The sequence below is a fragment of the Aeromonas sp. V90_14 genome, assembly GCF_029967615.1.
Lineage (GTDB): Bacteria > Pseudomonadota > Gammaproteobacteria > Enterobacterales > Aeromonadaceae > Aeromonas > Aeromonas hydrophila.
Genome location: NZ_JASCAS010000001.1, coordinates 224,652 through 242,010, shown reverse-complemented (window position 1 = coordinate 242,010; position 17,359 = coordinate 224,652). Strand labels below are relative to the sequence as shown.

The 17,359-nt window shown below is 46.3% G+C and carries 13 protein-coding genes; all 13 read left to right on the top strand.

Annotation, left to right across the window (positions count from 1 at the left end; translation table 11 throughout):
- The first annotated feature begins 627 nt into the window (after positions 1-627).
- The 13 genes from rfbB to QLG02_RS00990 all read left to right on the top strand — a co-directional run bounded on the left by rfbB (position 628) and on the right by QLG02_RS00990 (position 17,308).
- The gene (gene rfbB / locus QLG02_RS01050) at positions 628-1,713 is read left to right on the top strand and encodes a dTDP-glucose 4,6-dehydratase (RefSeq protein ID WP_282464280.1); all 1,086 of its coding nucleotides are present in this window, start codon (positions 628-630) and stop codon (positions 1,711-1,713) included.
- On the top strand, positions 1,713-2,600 hold the full coding sequence (gene rfbD, locus QLG02_RS01045) for a dTDP-4-dehydrorhamnose reductase (protein WP_282464279.1): 888 nt from the start codon (positions 1,713-1,715) through the stop codon (positions 2,598-2,600). The genes rfbB and rfbD overlap by 1 nt, the downstream gene beginning before the upstream one ends.
- Positions 2,601-2,712: 112 nt before the next feature.
- On the top strand, positions 2,713-3,591 hold the full coding sequence (rfbA, locus tag QLG02_RS01040; protein WP_282464278.1) for a glucose-1-phosphate thymidylyltransferase RfbA: 879 nt from the start codon (positions 2,713-2,715) through the stop codon (positions 3,589-3,591).
- A gap of 60 nt (positions 3,592-3,651) precedes the next feature.
- A complete protein-coding gene (gene rfbC / locus QLG02_RS01035) occupies positions 3,652-4,197 on the top strand; it encodes a dTDP-4-dehydrorhamnose 3,5-epimerase (protein WP_282464277.1) in 546 nt (181 codons plus the stop codon).
- 109 nt (positions 4,198-4,306) lie between these two features.
- Positions 4,307-5,125, top strand: a complete 819-nt coding sequence (locus QLG02_RS01030) for an ABC transporter permease (protein WP_282464276.1) — start codon at positions 4,307-4,309, stop codon at positions 5,123-5,125.
- The gene (locus tag QLG02_RS01025) at positions 5,115-6,431 is read left to right on the top strand and encodes an ABC transporter ATP-binding protein (protein WP_282464275.1); all 1,317 of its coding nucleotides are present in this window, start codon (positions 5,115-5,117) and stop codon (positions 6,429-6,431) included. Before QLG02_RS01030 ends, QLG02_RS01025 begins: the two co-directional genes overlap by 11 nt.
- A 17-nt stretch (positions 6,432-6,448) precedes the next feature.
- Positions 6,449-9,910, top strand: a complete 3,462-nt coding sequence (locus QLG02_RS01020) for a glycosyltransferase family 25 protein (RefSeq protein WP_282464274.1) — start codon at positions 6,449-6,451, stop codon at positions 9,908-9,910.
- Between the two features lie 2 nt (positions 9,911-9,912).
- The gene (locus QLG02_RS01015; RefSeq protein WP_282464273.1) at positions 9,913-10,989 is read left to right on the top strand and encodes an acyltransferase; all 1,077 of its coding nucleotides are present in this window, start codon (positions 9,913-9,915) and stop codon (positions 10,987-10,989) included.
- Position 10,990: 1 nt separating this feature from the next.
- The gene (locus tag QLG02_RS01010; protein WP_282464272.1) at positions 10,991-11,797 is read left to right on the top strand and encodes a glycosyltransferase family 2 protein; all 807 of its coding nucleotides are present in this window, start codon (positions 10,991-10,993) and stop codon (positions 11,795-11,797) included.
- The gene (locus tag QLG02_RS01005; RefSeq protein ID WP_282464271.1) at positions 11,797-12,753 is read left to right on the top strand and encodes an SDR family oxidoreductase; all 957 of its coding nucleotides are present in this window, start codon (positions 11,797-11,799) and stop codon (positions 12,751-12,753) included. The genes QLG02_RS01010 and QLG02_RS01005 overlap by 1 nt, the downstream gene beginning before the upstream one ends.
- Complete coding sequence (locus QLG02_RS01000; protein ID WP_282464270.1) at positions 12,753-13,778, top strand: glycosyltransferase family 4 protein; 1,026 nt, start codon at positions 12,753-12,755, stop codon at positions 13,776-13,778. Before QLG02_RS01005 ends, QLG02_RS01000 begins: the two co-directional genes overlap by 1 nt.
- Positions 13,775-15,760 (top strand): nucleoside-diphosphate sugar epimerase/dehydratase, encoded by a 1,986-nt coding sequence (locus QLG02_RS00995; protein ID WP_282464269.1) that lies wholly within the window; start codon positions 13,775-13,777, stop codon positions 15,758-15,760. The genes QLG02_RS01000 and QLG02_RS00995 overlap by 4 nt, the downstream gene beginning before the upstream one ends.
- Before the next feature lie 510 nt (positions 15,761-16,270).
- Positions 16,271-17,308 carry a sugar transferase gene (locus QLG02_RS00990; RefSeq protein ID WP_282464268.1) on the top strand — a complete coding sequence of 346 codons (1,038 nt, stop codon included), beginning with the start codon at positions 16,271-16,273 and terminating at the stop codon, positions 17,306-17,308.
- Positions 17,309-17,359 lie beyond the last annotated feature (51 nt).

The following is a 17,359-nucleotide window of genomic DNA, read 5'->3' as shown; positions in this document are numbered from 1 at the left end:
AAGAGTTGAAATTTTGCGTGTGCGGCGGGGGGCAATTGTAAGAAAGTGTTACGTGTCTCCAGCTGGATTGGCAAAAAGTGGCGTTCATGTGAGCGCGCTCCACACTGAGGCGCTGCTTGTCACTATTTTTACTTCTGAAGCCGGTTGGCAACGATTATCTTTGGCCTCAAAAGAGGTTTTATTAGAGATTGTAAGCTCATCTTCCTCTGCTAGAAGAGTGGAGAACCGCTGCAGGAGAGGGGGCAAATCACTTACTTTAGGAAAGGTTGTTATAGCTGTTCAAGCGGCTAGTAAAGGCGCTAAAATTCGGACTTTGCCCTTGGGGCATAGCAACGATTGACGGTGATTTTTTGTAAACTGACATATCCAATGTGCAAGAGAAATCGCACTTTTGTCATCAGGGAGCGGTGACAGAATTTTCCCAAGCTGGAGGGCACTATGGCCAACAGCACATACAATCCGGTCAAAGCAGCAATCTGGGGGCTGTAACCCAGGGGCGGTAGCTATTGTCTTTTTCATTGTTGGTGTCAGAAACCCGCCATTTTGGCGAGTATTTTCACCACCATAAGCAATACGTAACAGGTTCAAAAAATAACCAATTTTCTATTACTTTTCAAGAGTATAACTATGAAGATTCTTGTCACTGGTGGCGCAGGTTTTATCGGCTCGGCGGTTGTTCGTCATATCATTCAAAATACCAACGACTCAGTTCTCAACCTCGACAAACTCACCTATGCGGGCAATCTGGAATCCTTGGCCAGTGTCGCAAACAGTGAACGTTATGCCTTTGAACAGGTGGACATCTGCAACCGCGCCGAGCTGGATCGAGTGTTTGCCCAGCACCAGCCGGATGCCGTGATGCACCTGGCCGCCGAGAGCCATGTTGATCGTTCCATCACCGGCCCCGCCGACTTCATCGAGACCAATATCGTTGGCACCTACATGCTGCTGGAAGCGGCTCGCGCCTACTGGAACGGTCTGGACAAGGTACGCAAGGCGGCTTTCCGTTTCCACCATATCTCCACCGACGAGGTGTATGGCGACCTGCCCCATCCGGATGAAGTGGCCCCCGGTGTGGTACTGCCGCTTTTCACCGAAACTACCCCTTATGCACCCAGCAGCCCCTATTCTGCCTCCAAGGCCTCCAGCGACCATCTTGTGCGTGCCTGGCGCCGTACTTACGGCCTGCCGACCGTCGTCACCAACTGCTCCAACAACTACGGCCCGTACCACTTCCCCGAGAAGCTGATCCCGTTGGTGATCCTCAACGCGCTGGATGGCAAACCGCTGCCGGTGTACGGCAAAGGTGATCAGGTCCGTGATTGGCTCTATGTGGAAGATCATGCCCGCGCGCTTTATACCGTGGTCACCACAGGTGTCATCGGCGAGACCTACAACATCGGCGGCCACAACGAGAAACAGAATCTGGAAGTCGTGCATACCATCTGCGAGCTACTGGATGAAATGGTGCCCAAGGCCGGCTCCTACCGCGATCAAATCACCTATGTGGCCGACCGCCCTGGCCATGACCGCCGTTATGCTATTGATGCCAGCAAGATGAGCTCCGAGCTCGCTTGGCAACCGCAAGAAACCTTTGAATCCGGTATCCGCAAAACCGTGCAGTGGTATCTGGATAACCAGCAGTGGGTCAACAACGTGAAGAGTGGCTCCTATCAGTCCTGGATCGAACAGAACTACGGGGAGCGTGCCTGATGCATATTTTGCTGTTTGGCAAGAATGGTCAGGTTGGCTGGGAGCTGCAACGTGCACTGGCGCCGCTGGGCCGTATCACTGCCGTCGATTTTGACTCCACCGACTACTGCGGTGACTTCAGCAAGCCGGCCGGTGTGGCGGAGACAGTGCGCCAGGTGAAGCCGGATGTCATCGTGAACGCAGCAGCCCACACTGCGGTAGACAAAGCCGAGATCGAGCGGGAGTTTGCCGAGCTGCTCAACGCCACCAGTGTGGCTGCAATTGCCAAAGAAGCGGAGACATTGGGAGCCTGGTTGGTGCACTACTCCACTGACTATGTGTTCGATGGCAGTGGTGAGCGCCCTTGGCTTGAAACCGATGCTACCGCTCCGCTCAACGTCTACGGCGAGACCAAGCTGGCGGGTGAGCAGGCTGCTGCCCTGTGCTCGCGCCACCTGATCTTCCGCACCAGCTGGGTCTACGCTGCCCGTGGCGCCAACTTTGCCAAGACCATGTTGCGTTTTGGCAAGGAGCGTAGCGAGATGTCGGTCATCAATGACCAGTTTGGTGCCCCGACCGGTGCCGAATTGCTGGCAGATTGCACCGCTCATGCGCTCCGTGTGGCGCAGAGCAGATCCGAGGTCGCCGGGTTGTACCATCTGATTGCCTCCGGTACCACCACTTGGTTTGACTACGCCCAGCTGGTGTTTGCCAAAGCCAGAGAGGCCGGGGTTGAACTGGCAGTCACGCAGCTCAATGCGGTGCCGACCAGTTCCTTCCCGACCCCGGCCAAGCGCCCTCATAACTCCCGCTTGGATACCAGCAAGTTCCAGCGCACCTTCGATCTGGTACTGCCGGACTGGACCGTCGGTGTGGAGCGGATGTTGACCGAGATCCTCGGCAAGTAAATCACAGGCCAGGGATGTACTGAATACATCTCTGGTTGACAGGGATAAAACAGAAAGGTGTGGCCTCAAACCACCCTTCTCTTTTGCAATTTAAAAATAAGAAACAAGCATCATGACCAAACGTAAAGGCATTATTCTGGCCGGTGGCTCTGGCACCCGTCTCTATCCAGTCACCATGGCGGTGAGCAAGCAGCTGCTACCCATCTATGACAAGCCGATGATCTACTATCCGCTGAGCACCCTGATGCTGGCGGGTATTCGGGATATTTTGATCATCAGCACCCCGCAAGATACCCCCCGTTTTGAGCAACTGCTGGGGGATGGCAGCCAGTGGGGCCTGAATTTGCAATACAAGGTGCAACCAAGCCCGGACGGGTTGGCACAGGCCTTTATTCTGGGCGAAGAATTTATCGGCTCAGACCCCTGTGCACTGGTACTGGGCGACAACATTTTCTACGGCCATGACCTGCAGAAACAACTGGAAGCGGCAGCAAGTAAGGACAGTGGTGCAACCGTCTTTGCCTACCATGTGCATGACCCTGAGCGTTATGGGGTGGTGGAATTTGATAAGCAAGGCACAGCTATTTCACTGGAAGAGAAGCCACTGGAGCCCAAGAGCAACTATGCGGTTACTGGCCTCTATTTCTACGACAACAGCGTGGTGGAGATCGCCAAGAGCCTGAAGCCATCGCCACGCGGTGAGCTGGAAATCACCGATGTGAACCGGATCTACCTGGAACAAGGCAATTTGTCGGTCGCCATGATGGGCCGTGGCTATGCCTGGCTTGATACCGGCACCCACGAGAGCATGATTGAAGCGAGCAACTTTATTCAGACCATCGAAACACGTCAGGGGTTGAAAGTTGCATGCCCGGAGGAGATTGCTTATCGCCAAAAGTTTATCAATGCTGCTCAGGTTCGTGAGCTTGCAGCGCCACTGGCAAAGAACGCCTATGGCCAATATTTGTTAAGAATGGTCGCCAAAGTCTGATGTGATATCTGGGGAAGATAAATGTCCCCCATAAAAGTCGAATTACGTATGGATATAAAGATGAATGTAATCAAGACAGCTATTCCCGACGTGCTTATTTTTGAGCCAAAAGTATTTGGTGATGAACGTGGTTTTTTCTTTGAGAGTTTCAATCACAAGCTGTTTGAAGAGGCAGTAGGATATCCGGTGACTTTTGTGCAGGATAATCACTCCAAGTCTTCAAAAGGGGTATTGCGTGGCTTGCACTATCAATTGCCACCTCATGCTCAGGGCAAGCTGGTGCGTTGTGTTGCAGGTGAAGTCTTTGATGTGGCAGTAGATATACGCAAAAGCTCGCCGACATTTGGAAAATGGATCGGTGTTAATCTATCTAGTGATAACAAGCGGCAGTTGTGGATCCCGGAAGGGTTTGCACATGGTTTCTTCACTATAAGTGAAACAGCAGAGTTTTTATATAAAACGACTAATTATTATCATCCACAAAGTGACAGGAGCATATTGTGGAATGATAAAGATTTAAGTGTTCATTGGCCATCCAATGAAGCAACTTTATCAAAAAAGGATGAAATGGCAGCGATTTTTTCTGATGTGGAATATTTTCTTTGATTCTTCAGTAGACTTTTATAAAACGGATGGATGATAAATTTTTTATATGTGTTCGGAAAGTGTTTTTAATGGGATATTGTGTTGAGTTATTATTTTCCCAAGGGTTTTTATGAGTCGAGATCATAGTATATCACCAATTAGTATGTTGTCTTTTTATACCAATCGTCATTTAATTATTACTCTGGTTCGTCGAGAAGTCGCTGCTAGATACCGTGGTTCATTGTTTGGGAATTTGTGGGCCCTATTTACCCCACTTTTCATGCTTGCTGTTTATACTTTTATTTTTAGTGTTGTGTTTAAAGCACGTTGGAGTGGTGGTAGTGATTCACGCAGCGAGTTTGCTTTGGTATTGTTTGCCGGTTTAATGGTATTCAATCTATTTTCCGAGTGTTTTAATCGAGCGCCTCGTTTGATTCTGGAGAATGTAAATTACGTCAAAAAGGTTGTATTTCCGCTTGATATATTGCCTTGGATTGCGTTGGGTAGTGCCATGATAAATCTAGTGATCAGTTTTATTGTTTGGATCGCTTTCTATGTTATTGCCTTTGGTATTCCACCTCTTACCGCATTGCTCTTCCCAGTTGTAATTTTACCGCTGGTCTTGCTAGTCATGGGCGTTTCGTGGGCGCTTGCTGCGATGGGGGTCTACTTGCGTGATCTTTCACAACTGGTTGGCGTTATCAGCACAATATTAATGTTCCTTTCACCGATATTTTATCCTGTCGAAGCGTTACCGGAAGAGTATCGTCACTGGCTGAACGTCAATCCCCTTACACCGGTGATTGCGCAGGTGCGTGATGTGCTCTATTGGGGAAAATTACCTTCTTGGGAGTTATACGGCACGACATTTTTTGCCGGAATCGCTGTGATGTATGCAGGATTTGTCTTGTTCCAGAAAACGCGTAAGGGGTTTGCCGATGTGCTCTGACAAAGTCGCGATTGAAGTGCGTGGTTTGAGCAAGTGTTATCAGGTTTATGAGCAACCGGTTGATCGACTCAAGCAGTTTATAATTCCCCGCTTCTTCCGGTTGTTTCGCTGTGCTGTCAGACAGTATTTTCGTGAGTTTTGGGCGCTCCGGGGAATTGATTTCACGATTAAAAAGGGTGAGACCGTTGGTATTATCGGTCATAACGGTGCCGGGAAGTCCACGCTGCTCCAGCTGATCTGCGGAACCCTCAATCCTTCTCATGGCGAAGTCAATGTCAATGGCCGTATTGCGGCTTTGCTTGAGTTAGGCGCTGGATTTAATCCTGAGTTTAGTGGCCGCGATAATGTCTATCTTAATGCCAGTGTTTTGGGGTTGAGCAAAGAGAATATTGACGCAAGGTTTGAGGAAATTGCCCGTTTTGCCGACATCGGCGATTTTATGGAGCAACCTGTCAAGACCTATTCCAGCGGAATGTACGTACGTCTTGCGTTTGCGGTACAGGCGTGTATTGACCCTGAAATTTTGATAGTCGATGAGGCGTTAGCCGTTGGTGATATTGGTTTCCAATACAAGTGTTTCAAGCGTATGGAGGCCCTGAAAGCGAAGGGGGTAACCATCTTGATGGTGACCCACTCAACAGGCAGTATTCTTGAGTATGCCGATCGGTGCCTGGTGATGGAAGGGGGACGTCTTATTGGTGATACCAGTGATGTGCTAGCTGCTGTGATGGCGTACGAAAAGGGCATGATCTTGTCACAGGAGCAAGCCGATACCTTGGCATTGCCTGACATCGAAAGTGATGGCGATTGCCCGTCGCAGCTAGTTCTACTTGAAAAGCAAAAGAATGAGGCCAATCTGGCGCTGGGTGAGAAGCGATTTGGTTCAGCACGCGCGATTATCGCAAGCCTGACCATTGTTAAGGCGGATGGTACACCCTTTCATGAAGAACCCCTTGTCAAATCAGGTGAAACACTAACGCTGCGTTTTGAACTCTGGTCGAGTGAGAATATTGAAGATGTGGCATTAGGACTTTCATTGAGCCGAGCTCAAGGTGGTGATATTTGGGGTGATAGCAATATTGCTGCTGGTCACCCTATAACCTTGAAACCTGGCCGCCAACTGGTGACTTATCAAGTGACCTTACCAATTAATAGTGGTGATTATTTGTTGCACTGCGGTTTGGCCTCTCTCAAGGGAGGGGAGCGTGAAGAACTTGATCAGCGTCGGCCAATGCAGGCAATCAAGTTTTGGTCTTCCAGAGAACTGGGTGGCGTTGTACACGCTCCTATCACCGTTCTTGCCTGAATTTCTCGGAGTTATCAATGCTGGCTGCTTTTCTACCACCTTATCCTTTTCGTGCCCAGGCAGCACCCTATCTTTGGTGTTATTACCGTTTATTGTGTGAATGGGCAGATGAATCTGCCTTCTTTATCACTGGGCGTGACTATGTTCGCGCTCCCGGTGATTGGGAAGGTCGCTGGGAATGTGATCAGGCGGTACAATCTCGGTTGGGTTATTCATTACCTCTTAATACCATGCCCGAGCAACATTATTACGCATGGCTGGATGAGAATAAATTTGATCATTGGTTGAATAAGCGTAATGGTAATCCGATAGAGGCGTTTCGGCACTTCTTGTGCGAGCGAGATGCTGCATTTGAGCGTGAACTTGAAGTCTTATTAGATGCGGCTCCGGTTGAACTTGAAGCCATCGTCACTATTTGTAATGTTGCTTCATTGGAGGCGGTATGTGCCGCCCGTGGCATTCCAGTCATCCATATTGAATTGGGTTCACTGCGTGGACCACTGTATCGTGAGACCGGGTATGTCGATTTTCGCGGTGTCAATGGCAACTCTGAGTCAGCACAACGTTATTCCCTGTGTCATGACTGGCAATTGTCTCTCACAACACGAGAGCTATTGCAGTTTTTCTTGACTCATCCCGAAGCTTGCCAAGAATTGCCAGCACAAACCTCTTATGAATGTGGTGCTGTGTTACAAGTTGAAGACGACTCTAATTTGGTTGCTTATGGCAATGGAATGAGCAATCTCGCACTGCTTGCTGCCGCACGGCAGAAAGTGGCAGCACATGATCTGCTGGTTCGCTCTCATCCAGGGAGCTCTTTTACGCTTAAAGCCGCACAGGTTTGTCTCGATAACTCACAAAATAGTCTATATTTTGTTGCTTTATGTCGACAGATATTAACTATTAACTCCAGCGTAGGAGTGGAAGCACTTTTGCTGGACAAATCACTAACGGTTTGGGGCGAGAATTCTTACAATTTCATTCTGGAGGCTCATGATGATGCTGAACGTATAAGACGGCTCAGTTTCTATCTATTTGGATATTTGGTACCCTATTCATTGCAATTAAAACCTACATATTTACGCTTTCGATTGGGCCAACCTGAACAGCACGATATAATCCTTTGTCATGTGAGCGAGTACATGCAACAAGATCGCCTTGATCCTAAAATATTTGATGGTCTCCCTTCTTCGATTCAAGCTGCAGTTTCTATAAAATTTGTAAATCTAGTTCGCGAGCATCAGGCTGATGTGCGAGTATGGAAAGAGCGTAATGCTGAATTGGTAACTGCGCTGTCTGAACAAACTGCGTTACATGCCAAGCATTTATCTGACTATGAGGCTGAGATTGCTCGTCAACATCAGGAGTCTCTTTCTATAATCGAGAGACAGCAGAAAAGTATTGAGGAAGCACATCAGCAGGCTGCAATTATTTCTGAACAGTTAGTTATTGCGTCTGAACAGGCAGCTGCGGCATCTGAGCAGGTAACAGTGGCTTCTGCACAGACTAAAATTCTCTCTGAGCGATTGGCAGTTATCTCTGCACAGGCTGAGTTTTCTTCTCGTCAGGTTAATGCTTTTGAAAATCAGCTCCAGCAGCAGGAAGTATTCTTCCAAGCTTGGAAACAACAAGTGACAACCAGTTTGTCCTGGCGGATAACCATGCCTTTACGAGTGATGGGCCGTTTGTTACGTGGTGATGTCGTTGCATTACAACTTGGCTGGCGGCAAGTATGCAGTGAAGGTGGCCGGCGTGGCAAACTGGCTAGAGCGATTCAACCATTTTTGCGTCCTATAGTTACTCTTACAAGAAATCCATCTCTGGTCACAAAAGGTTTACGTAGTTTACGACAGCAAGGTATCCGCACGACTTTGCATCGTGTTAGCTATGTATTGGGTGGTCGGTCTCATCATGTTACACCTGAGGTTATTTCATTAGGAGATCAAGATACTGCCGAATTAGTTATTTTGACTACTGCACATTGTGGTTATCTCGCTGAATTGATGTGTGCTAGTTTGAAAAAAGTGAATATTCAGGCTGTAATTCAATATCAAATGCCAGAAGAGGGCTATCGGGACGTCTTGCATATTGTTATTTGTCCACAGATGTTCCCTCTTTTACCTGGATTGTATATCGCGTATCAACTTGAACAATCAGTCAGCTCTCGTTGGTTCACTGATGACTACCTTGCACGCTTGGAAAACTCATTAGCCATTTTTGATTACTCTTTAAAGAATATTGCGTTTTTACAAGATAAAGGATTGAGCTATCGCCAGATCTATCATCTGCCAGTGGGATTTCTTCCGCGAGAACTTAACAACACGGTTTCTGAGACTGTTGATGTGCTATTTTATGGTGATATAAATAATGATAGGCGTAGAGACTATATCACAGAGCTAAAAAAACATTTTTCTGTGAAAATAATTAATGATCTTTTTGGTGAGGCTCTGTATGCCGAAATGTCAAAAGCAAAGGTTGTAGTTAATATCCATTATTATGAGGGTGCTTTACTGGAAACAACTAGAATATACGAGTGTTTGTCACAAAATAAAATCATTGTATCTGAAGAAAGTGCAGATATGGATGAGTATTCTGCATTGTTGCCTTTGGTTGATTTTGTTCCTGTGAATGATATTCAGGCTATGGTGGAAAAAGTTGAATATTGGGTCTCCAATGATATTGTCAGAAAAGAACGAAATAACGAAATTAGAAAAGGCTGTATTGACATGCCTGATATGTTTTCCTATTATTTCCTGAGATTGTTTTTGGCGCATGACCTGATTACTTATGATGATTTTTATCAGGCTGTGGGAGATGTAATTCAGTTTGATACGGATATGATTTGCTTAGGATTACCTGAGACGACTTCCCGCAAAGCTGACTTTGAAAAAGATAATCACTATGGTATCCAGTATGTTCCAGGCTTAAGGCATCGACTTGGATGGGTAGGATGTGGATTGAGTTATAAATTCCTCATTAATAGGGCTAAAGACCTCAAATTTCAGCAAATAACTATCTGTGAAGATGATGTCTATCTTCCGGATGATTTTTCAAGTAGACTGAATAATATTAAAAAATATTTATCTGAAAAAGAAAACTGGGATGTATTTGCTGGTTTGATTGCTGACTTGCATGATGATGTCAAAATATTACACATCGAAAATATTGGTAATGAATGCTATGTCCATATAGATAAAATGGTTAGTATGGTTACAAATGTTTACTCGGATAAATTCTATGATAAGCTCTTGGCTTGGGATAGTTGTAATCACGATGCGCAAACTAATACCATTGATCGTTTCATTGAGCAGCATGACGATGTTCACACAATCGTGACATCAAAATATTTAGTCGGGCATAAGGAAGACTTAAACTCTACTTTATGGGGTATCTCCAATATGACTTATAAAAAATTAATACAAAATAGCGAGAATAAGTTGCAATCTAAAATTGCTGCGTATACAGCTACAGCCAACTAATTATGTTAAGTCATATTGAAAAAGAAAATCGCTGGCTCGACATTTGTCGAGCTAGTGCAATCCTTCTGGTTTTACTTTCGCATGGTCGTCGTCTATTGTTTCCAATTTTTCCAGAGGCTCAACTTTTCAAATTTGGTGGTTTTCTCGGAGTTGAAATATTCTTTGTATTATCTGGTTTTTTAATTGGCTCAATTATTATAGAAAAAAGTTCTAAAAGTAATAGTCGTTGGCGCTGGATTCCTAAATTTTGGGGGCGTCGTTTTTTACGAACCTATCCTAACTATTTATTATTCTTACTCTTAAATTGGTTGATTATTGACACATGGCGGCCTGAGTCGACACCAGAATTATGGCATTATGTGACATTTACACAAAGTTTATTTTTACCCCATCCTGGTTTTTTTGGTGAAGCGTGGAGCTTAGTAATTGAAGAGATTTTTTATTTATTTATACCAGTGATAATGTTTTTTACTTGGCGTGGTTCGGCTATACAGGCATTGTTGGTTACTCTCTTTATATTACTAGTATTCTCTTTGATGATGCGTGTAACATTTGTGTATTCAGACTCTGAGTTAACATTCAATCAAGTCAGATCGACAGCATCACTACGCCTCGATTCAATAATGATTGGGGTGTTAACCTCCTATTTTTATTATCATGGAAAAATATGGCGAGATAGAATGATCAAGGCTGCACCATTCCTATCTTTATTATTAATGCCAGTTATTATTATTTCGATGCAACCAGATGAAATTATGGATGACAGCCTTTTTTTAAAGGTTATGTTATTTCCAATGGCGAATATTGCTGCTGCCGGATTACTTGTTCTTGGTATGGACTTAAGAGTTAATAATCTATTTTATAGATTAGTAAGACCTGTGGCTAGATGGTCATATTCAGCATACCTTGTAAACCTATTAGTGTTAAGTGCTATGAGTTTCTATTTGCCAAACGTTACAGTGAATACTGCTGCTTTATATTGGTTTGGTTTTATGTTCACTACGCTAATTTTATCTGCTGTTACTTATAACTATTTTGAGCGCAATGTTCTATTGTGGCGTGATCACTGGATTAAATAGCATGAATCAATCGTTCCTATCTATTTCTGTGGTTGCTTATTGTACTGAAAAGGCAATGATAGCAAGCACTTTCAACAAGCTACAGAAAGCAATAGCGGAAGCTGGGGTTGTTAGTGTCTTGATAGTCGTTGACCATTCGCCATCAAATGATTTAGCTATTCATAATGAAGATGTAATACAGTATTTTTCAGGTGAGCATGATTTAATTTTTGTAGGGGCAAATCCTGGATTCGGTGCGGGGCATAACCAAGCACTGCTTACAAATGCCAAGTATCACCTTATCCTCAACCCAGACCTTGAGGTCGCTTCCGATGCACTGAAAAATGCGCTCGAGTTTATGGAGAAACATCCGGATTGTGGATTATTGACGCCTTTTGCTACATGGGAAGATGGTAAGGTACAACGGCTTTGTAAACGCTATCCAACCGTATTTGATTTATTGCTGCGCGGTTTTGCTCCTGCATTTGTGAAGAAGTTATTCCAGACACGCTTGGCAAAATATGAGCTGGCAGATCAGCTCAATAATCATGACGTGCTGTGGGATCCTCCTATTGTCAGTGGTTGTTTTATGCTGTTTCGTACAGATGTTCTGCAGCGGCTCGGAGGGTTTGATCCTCGCTTCTTCCTCTATTTTGAAGATTTTGACATCAGTTTGAGGGCAGGAAAGATCAGCCGTATTGCCTATGTCCCTCAAGTAAAGGTGGTCCATCACGGTGGCCATGCATCCCGCAAAGGCTGGCACCATATTTGGATGTTTGGGCGTTCCATGGTGACTTTCTTCAATATTCACGGTTGGCGTTGGTGGTAATGGCAGATATCAAAAGTACAGTCTTGGTCACAGGAGCCAACGGATTTGTAGGCAAAGCGGTCTGTGAACACCTGATTAGATGTGGGGCGAATGTGAAAGGTGCGGTGCGCGGTAGTTCGCTCGCTTCTTACCAGGTTCAGGCTCCCTCTTTGACTGCGGATGCTGACTGGACGGCCCCATTGCAACAAGTGGATGTGGTTGTTCACTGTGCGGCCAGGGTGCATGTGATGTCGGATACCGCGACAGATCCCCTGGCGGCGTTTCGAGCGGTGAATACAGAGGGCTCCCTCACGCTTGCTCGGCAGGCGGCTGAGATAGGGGTGAAGCGCTTCATATTTATCAGCTCGATCAAAGTGAATGGCGAGCAGACCGAGCTAGGCAAGCCATTTGATGAGAGTGTGCAGAGTCCGCCAGAAGATCCCTATGGACGTTCTAAGTATGAGGCGGAGCAGGGTCTGATGGCACTCGCGAAAGAATGTGGTATGGCTGTAACCATCATCCGTCCTCCTCTTATTTATGGGGCAGGAGTGAAGGCTAATTTTGCCAGCATGATGACGTGGGTGCGTAAAGGGATCCCGCTCCCTTTTGCCCGTTTGAACAATGCGCGGAGCCTGTTGGCGTTGCCTAATCTGTGTGACTTCATTGCCCATGCAATGGCGCATCCTGCCGCAGTGAACCAAGTCTTTTTGGTAGCAGATCAGGTCGCGGTGTCGACGTCTCAGTTGTTGGCGGCGATTGCTGATGCAGAAGGGGTTGCCTGTCGGCTGTTTTATCTTCCACCAGGAGTGATAAGAGGGTTTGGCCGTTGTTTGGGGATTGATGCGAAGCTACAACGGATTTATGGCTCTCTGGAAATGGATATCGGTAAGGCTCAGAGCCGATTACAATGGTCGGCACCCTATTCGCTCTCTCAGACCCTATCTCTGATGGCATCTTCCCATAGTGAGTCGTCTTGATGCTGGCATTTGTTTTGTTGTCGTTGTTTTGTCTGTTTCTTTCAATCACCATGACCGGCCTGCTCAGACGCTACGCCCAGACCCGCTTGCTTGACCAACCCAATCATCGCAGTTCGCATCAGGTGCCTACCCCGAGAGGCGGTGGCATGGCTATCGTGGTGACCTTCCTGCTGGCAGGCCCGTTGTTTGTTACCCTGATCCCACTCCCCTATGGTATATCCCAGAGCAGCTTCGCATTTATATGGGCTGCGGCGCTGGGCATTGCACTGGTCGGTTTTATCGATGACCACATCTCTCTCAAGCCCCGAACCCGCCTGATTGTGCAGAGCATGGCGGCAGGTTTGGTAGTATCTGCGGTTGATGGTTTGCCAGCGCTGCCCTTCTTTGGCTGGCAGCTGGATCTTGCCTGGTTTGGTTACCTGCTGGCCTGGCTGGGGGTGATCTGGTTTATCAATCTTTACAATTTTATGGATGGCATCGATGGCTTGGCGGCTGGCGAGGCCGTTGTCGTCTGCCTCTTCATGGCGTTGTTTCACTATCTGGTTGGAGGTGAGTGGTCGTCTGCAGGCTTGGCGCTGCTACTGGGGGCTTCGGCGGCGGGCTTCTTGTGCTGGAATTTTCCGCCCGCCAGGATATTTATGGGGGATGGTGGCAGTGGTTTTCTTGGCTTGATGCTGGCTTCCTTGATGTTACTGGATGCCGCTTCTGCACCTCAATTCCTGTGGGCATGGCTAGTCATGCTCGGAGTGTTTGTGGTTGATGCGACTTGGACGCTGCTGAATCGTTATCGTCTGAAATGTCGTTTGAGCGAGGCTCATTGTACTCATGGCTATCAATATCTGGCGAGACGTTGGCAAAGTCATCGAAACGTGACATTGGCTGTGTTTTTTATCAATAGCCTCTGGCTTGCACCGATCGCTGCGATGATAGTATCTGGCCAACTCGATGGTTTTTTTGGCTTATCCATAGCCTATCTCCCGTTAGCCTATCTTGTGTATCGCCTGAAAGCAGGAGTGCCGGAATGAAACATGAGTGGTTTCCTGTGGGAAGCTGGTTGCTCACTTTCCTTGGTTCATTGTCCAGAACAAGTAAGCGCGCAGTGTCTGTCACAGTCGATGTTATGCTCATCACAATGACATATTGGGGATCCTACTGGATCAGGCTTGAGCGCAGTTGGCCAATCGATAGCCCTCATCACTGGGCACTGTTAGGGGCAATCATTATTGTCAGCATAGGCCTATTTGTTCGTCTGGGGTTGTATCGTGCGGTCTTGAGATATGTCAGCTTTCGAGTGCTCTGGACTATCTTGTTAGGGGCATTCCTTTCTACCTGTTTCTTCGTTATCTCTGCGTTTTACTTCGATATCTTCCTGCCCAGAACTGTATCGGTTATCTATCTCTCATTTCTTGTTCTGTTGGTCGGTGGTGTGCGCCTGTTTTTTCGAGCGCTGCTTAATACTACCCGTTTGGCACGTACTCAGGTATTGATCTACGGCGCTGGCTCTTCGGGGCGTCAGTTACAGGTGGCCTTGCTGCAAGGTAATGAGTTTTACCCGGTCGCCTTTGTTGATGATGATCCCGGCAAACAGGGCTGTGTGATCCAAGGATGTACCGTTTATCACAGTGCCCAATTGCCAACTCTGATTGAGCTCCATGGTGTACAGAAGATCTTGCTGGCTATCCCAAGCAGCACTAGGGCTCGTCGTCAAGAGGTAATCAAGGCACTTGAGCCCCTTTCTTGTGAAGTGCTCTCTATCCCGGGCATGGCCGATTTGGTTAACGGTTCTGCGCGTATAGATCAGCTCAATGAGGTTTCTATCGACGATCTGTTGGGAAGAGACCCTGTAGAACCTGTGATTAGACTAATGGAGGCCAATATCACAGGTAAGGCCGTAATGGTGACTGGTGCTGGGGGTTCTATTGGATCTGAGCTTTGTCGCCAGATTTTACGGTGTCACCCCTCTCAGCTGGTATTGTTCGAGCTATCTGAGTATGCCCTCTATGACCTGCATAAAAATTTGAGCGAACAATGTCAGCGCGAAGGGATCGCAACTGAGCTAATACCGCTATTAGGGTCTGTACAGCGCCAGCATCGCCTCAAAACAGTGATGCAGAGCTTTCGGATCCAGACCGTCTACCATGCGGCAGCATACAAACATGTGCCACTGGTTGAGTTCAATATCATCGAAGGGGTACGCAACAACGTATTTGGTACTCTCTATGCGGCGCAGGCCGCTATTGAAGCTGGAGTGGAAACGTTTGTACTGATCTCCACCGATAAAGCGGTGCGCCCGACCAATACCATGGGGGCTAGCAAGCGTATGGCTGAGTTAGTTTTGCAAGCTTTGACCCGTGAGAAGCATCAAACCCGTTTTTGCATGGTTCGTTTTGGTAATGTGCTCGGTTCTTCCGGTTCTGTGGTACCGTTGTTTAGACAGCAGATAGATAAGGGCGGACCAATCACCCTGACTCATCCCGATATAATTCGTTACTTCATGACAATTCCAGAGGCTGCTCAACTAGTGATACAAGCTGGTGCCATGGGGGAGGGAGGTGATGTGTTTGTGCTCGATATGGGGCAACCTGTACGGATCATGGAATTGGCCAAGCGAATGATCCGCCTGAGTGGTCTGACTCTACGTGATGAATCACGACCCGATGGTGATATTGCAATCGAGGTAACCGGTTTGCGACCGGGTGAAAAACTCTATGAAGAACTACTGATTGGTGATGATGCTAGAGGCACTGAACATTCCAGGATCATGGTGGCACAAGAGACTTGGCTTCCTTGGTTTCGACTGCGTCCCTTGTTGGCGTCATTGGATGATGCTTGCCATCGTTTTGATCACCAGCAAGTACGTGACATCTTGATGAATGCGCCGGCTGCATTCGAACCGACAGATGGTATTTGTGATCTGGTGTGGCTTGCCAGAAAACAGGCCCGATCACATGACCATGTCGGATCGTTGCCTTCTCACAATATCGAGTTTTTGCTTGCAAAAAACTGATTTTTTGTATAGATGTGTCAGTGGGGAGTTTATGTTTTGGTTAAATAACCTGCGACTGGACTAACTTGGCTACTAATTTTATCAAACTGCAGGTATTATAGGGTGCCTTTTTGAAAGGGCATATCTGCGTTTATGTTTTCCTGGTAGGTTGGTTAGACAAGAGACATGACATCTAGCACGAAAGGCAGCAGATTTGGTCTGCTTAACCACAACTAAGGTGTTGAGTCATAGCTCAATGAGCACATCATGTCTCTTACCACTTGCTTGACAATTCGATAGATTATTGAGCGGGCTGAGGGCTGTAACTCAGGGGCGGTAGCTTTCCCTTTTGATAGAGGATATCTATCTGTGATAGTTTGTAATGGTGCTTTCTATCAATAATCAGAGGCGAGGGGGGATTCACCGTTTCCTCAGGCTTAAGTTAATATCTGGCTTTCTTTGTTGATAATTATAAATAACCAAGTCGTATGGCTATTAACATTTTGCACAGGGTAGTGGTTGGAGATGAATATGCATCAGGGTGTGGGTGATCAAGAACCTTTGGATTGTGATGTGGATAGACCCACACAGTGGGCAAAGAGCCGTCAGGTATATCAAAACGTTCCGGTTGATGTAAGCAGAGTTATTGATGAAATAAAAAAAGAGCATGTAAAAACTGCAGAGTTATATGTCTATTGTGACGCTGGTGATATTGAGCTCATTAGTCGAGTTCTATCACGACATAATCTAACGGTATATTATAATGAAAATATTTTGAGTGATTTAAGGGGGAAAACCCTAGTTCACTACAAAAGCAATAATTTACCCGATGATATCGCATCTATGCTCGTCCAAGCAATGGAGTGTGGGGCCTATGTAGAACCATTAGTTAGCTATATTGACCGTCGTTTTGGTTTGACGGAGGTTGAATTGCTACATAGTGGCTACTTTTTGCATATGAAGGCATTTTCTATTCTTTCTAATGCCTTTAATCGAGTTATAAAACGTGCATTGGACCTTATAGCTGCCACAATTCTTTCTCTGTTTGCTATTCCTATCTGCTTGATGGCTGCGTTTTTTATTAAATTAGAATCTCCGGGGCCTATTTTCTATCGTCAAGCTAGAGTTGGTCAGTTCAACAGAGAGTTTGATGTAATTAAGTTTCGTTCTATGTACAAAGATGCTGAAAAGCATGGTGCACAATGGGCGAGTAAGAATGATTCTCGTGTTACCCGAGTCGGTGCGTTTATTCGAAAAACTCGAATCGATGAACTCCCACAGCTTATTAACGTATTTAAAAATGAGATGTCACTTGTCGGTCCAAGGCCCGAACGTGAAGTTTTTATCAAGGAATTAGAGGTTGTGATTCCTTACTATCGTTTCCGCCATGCAGTAAAGCCAGGAATAACTGGACTTGCTCAAGTCAGCTATCCTTACGGTGCTTCTATTGAAGATGCTATTTGGAAACACAAATATGATATCTACTATATTAAACATCAAAATCTCTGGTTAGATGTTAAAGTTTTGCTGCGCACTGTAAAAACAGTTCTTTTTGGTATGGGGCGATAATTTTTATATAGATGCTGAGCACTGAATAATATGATATTTAAACGGTTTGCC

What these genes read in the sequence shown, in the direction of transcription:
- QLG02_RS00990 (WP_282464268.1), top strand. Translation starts at nt 16,271, where the DNA reads ATGCATCAGGGTGTGGGTGATCAAGAACCTTTGGATTGTGATGTGGAT.
- QLG02_RS00995 (WP_282464269.1), top strand. Translation starts at nt 13,775, where the DNA reads ATGAAACATGAGTGGTTTCCTGTGGGAAGCTGGTTGCTCACTTTCCTT.
- QLG02_RS01025 (WP_282464275.1), top strand. Translation starts at nt 5,115, where the DNA reads ATGTGCTCTGACAAAGTCGCGATTGAAGTGCGTGGTTTGAGCAAGTGT.
- QLG02_RS01005 (WP_282464271.1), top strand. Translation starts at nt 11,797, where the DNA reads ATGGCAGATATCAAAAGTACAGTCTTGGTCACAGGAGCCAACGGATTT.
- QLG02_RS01015 (WP_282464273.1), top strand. Translation starts at nt 9,913, where the DNA reads ATGTTAAGTCATATTGAAAAAGAAAATCGCTGGCTCGACATTTGTCGA.
- QLG02_RS01010 (WP_282464272.1), top strand. Translation starts at nt 10,991, where the DNA reads ATGAATCAATCGTTCCTATCTATTTCTGTGGTTGCTTATTGTACTGAA.
- rfbC (WP_282464277.1), top strand. Translation starts at nt 3,652, where the DNA reads ATGAATGTAATCAAGACAGCTATTCCCGACGTGCTTATTTTTGAGCCA.
- rfbA (WP_282464278.1), top strand. Translation starts at nt 2,713, where the DNA reads ATGACCAAACGTAAAGGCATTATTCTGGCCGGTGGCTCTGGCACCCGT.
- rfbB (WP_282464280.1), top strand. Translation starts at nt 628, where the DNA reads ATGAAGATTCTTGTCACTGGTGGCGCAGGTTTTATCGGCTCGGCGGTT.
- QLG02_RS01030 (WP_282464276.1), top strand. Translation starts at nt 4,307, where the DNA reads ATGAGTCGAGATCATAGTATATCACCAATTAGTATGTTGTCTTTTTAT.
- QLG02_RS01000 (WP_282464270.1), top strand. Translation starts at nt 12,753, where the DNA reads ATGCTGGCATTTGTTTTGTTGTCGTTGTTTTGTCTGTTTCTTTCAATC.
- rfbD (WP_282464279.1), top strand. Translation starts at nt 1,713, where the DNA reads ATGCATATTTTGCTGTTTGGCAAGAATGGTCAGGTTGGCTGGGAGCTG.
- QLG02_RS01020 (WP_282464274.1), top strand. Translation starts at nt 6,449, where the DNA reads ATGCTGGCTGCTTTTCTACCACCTTATCCTTTTCGTGCCCAGGCAGCA.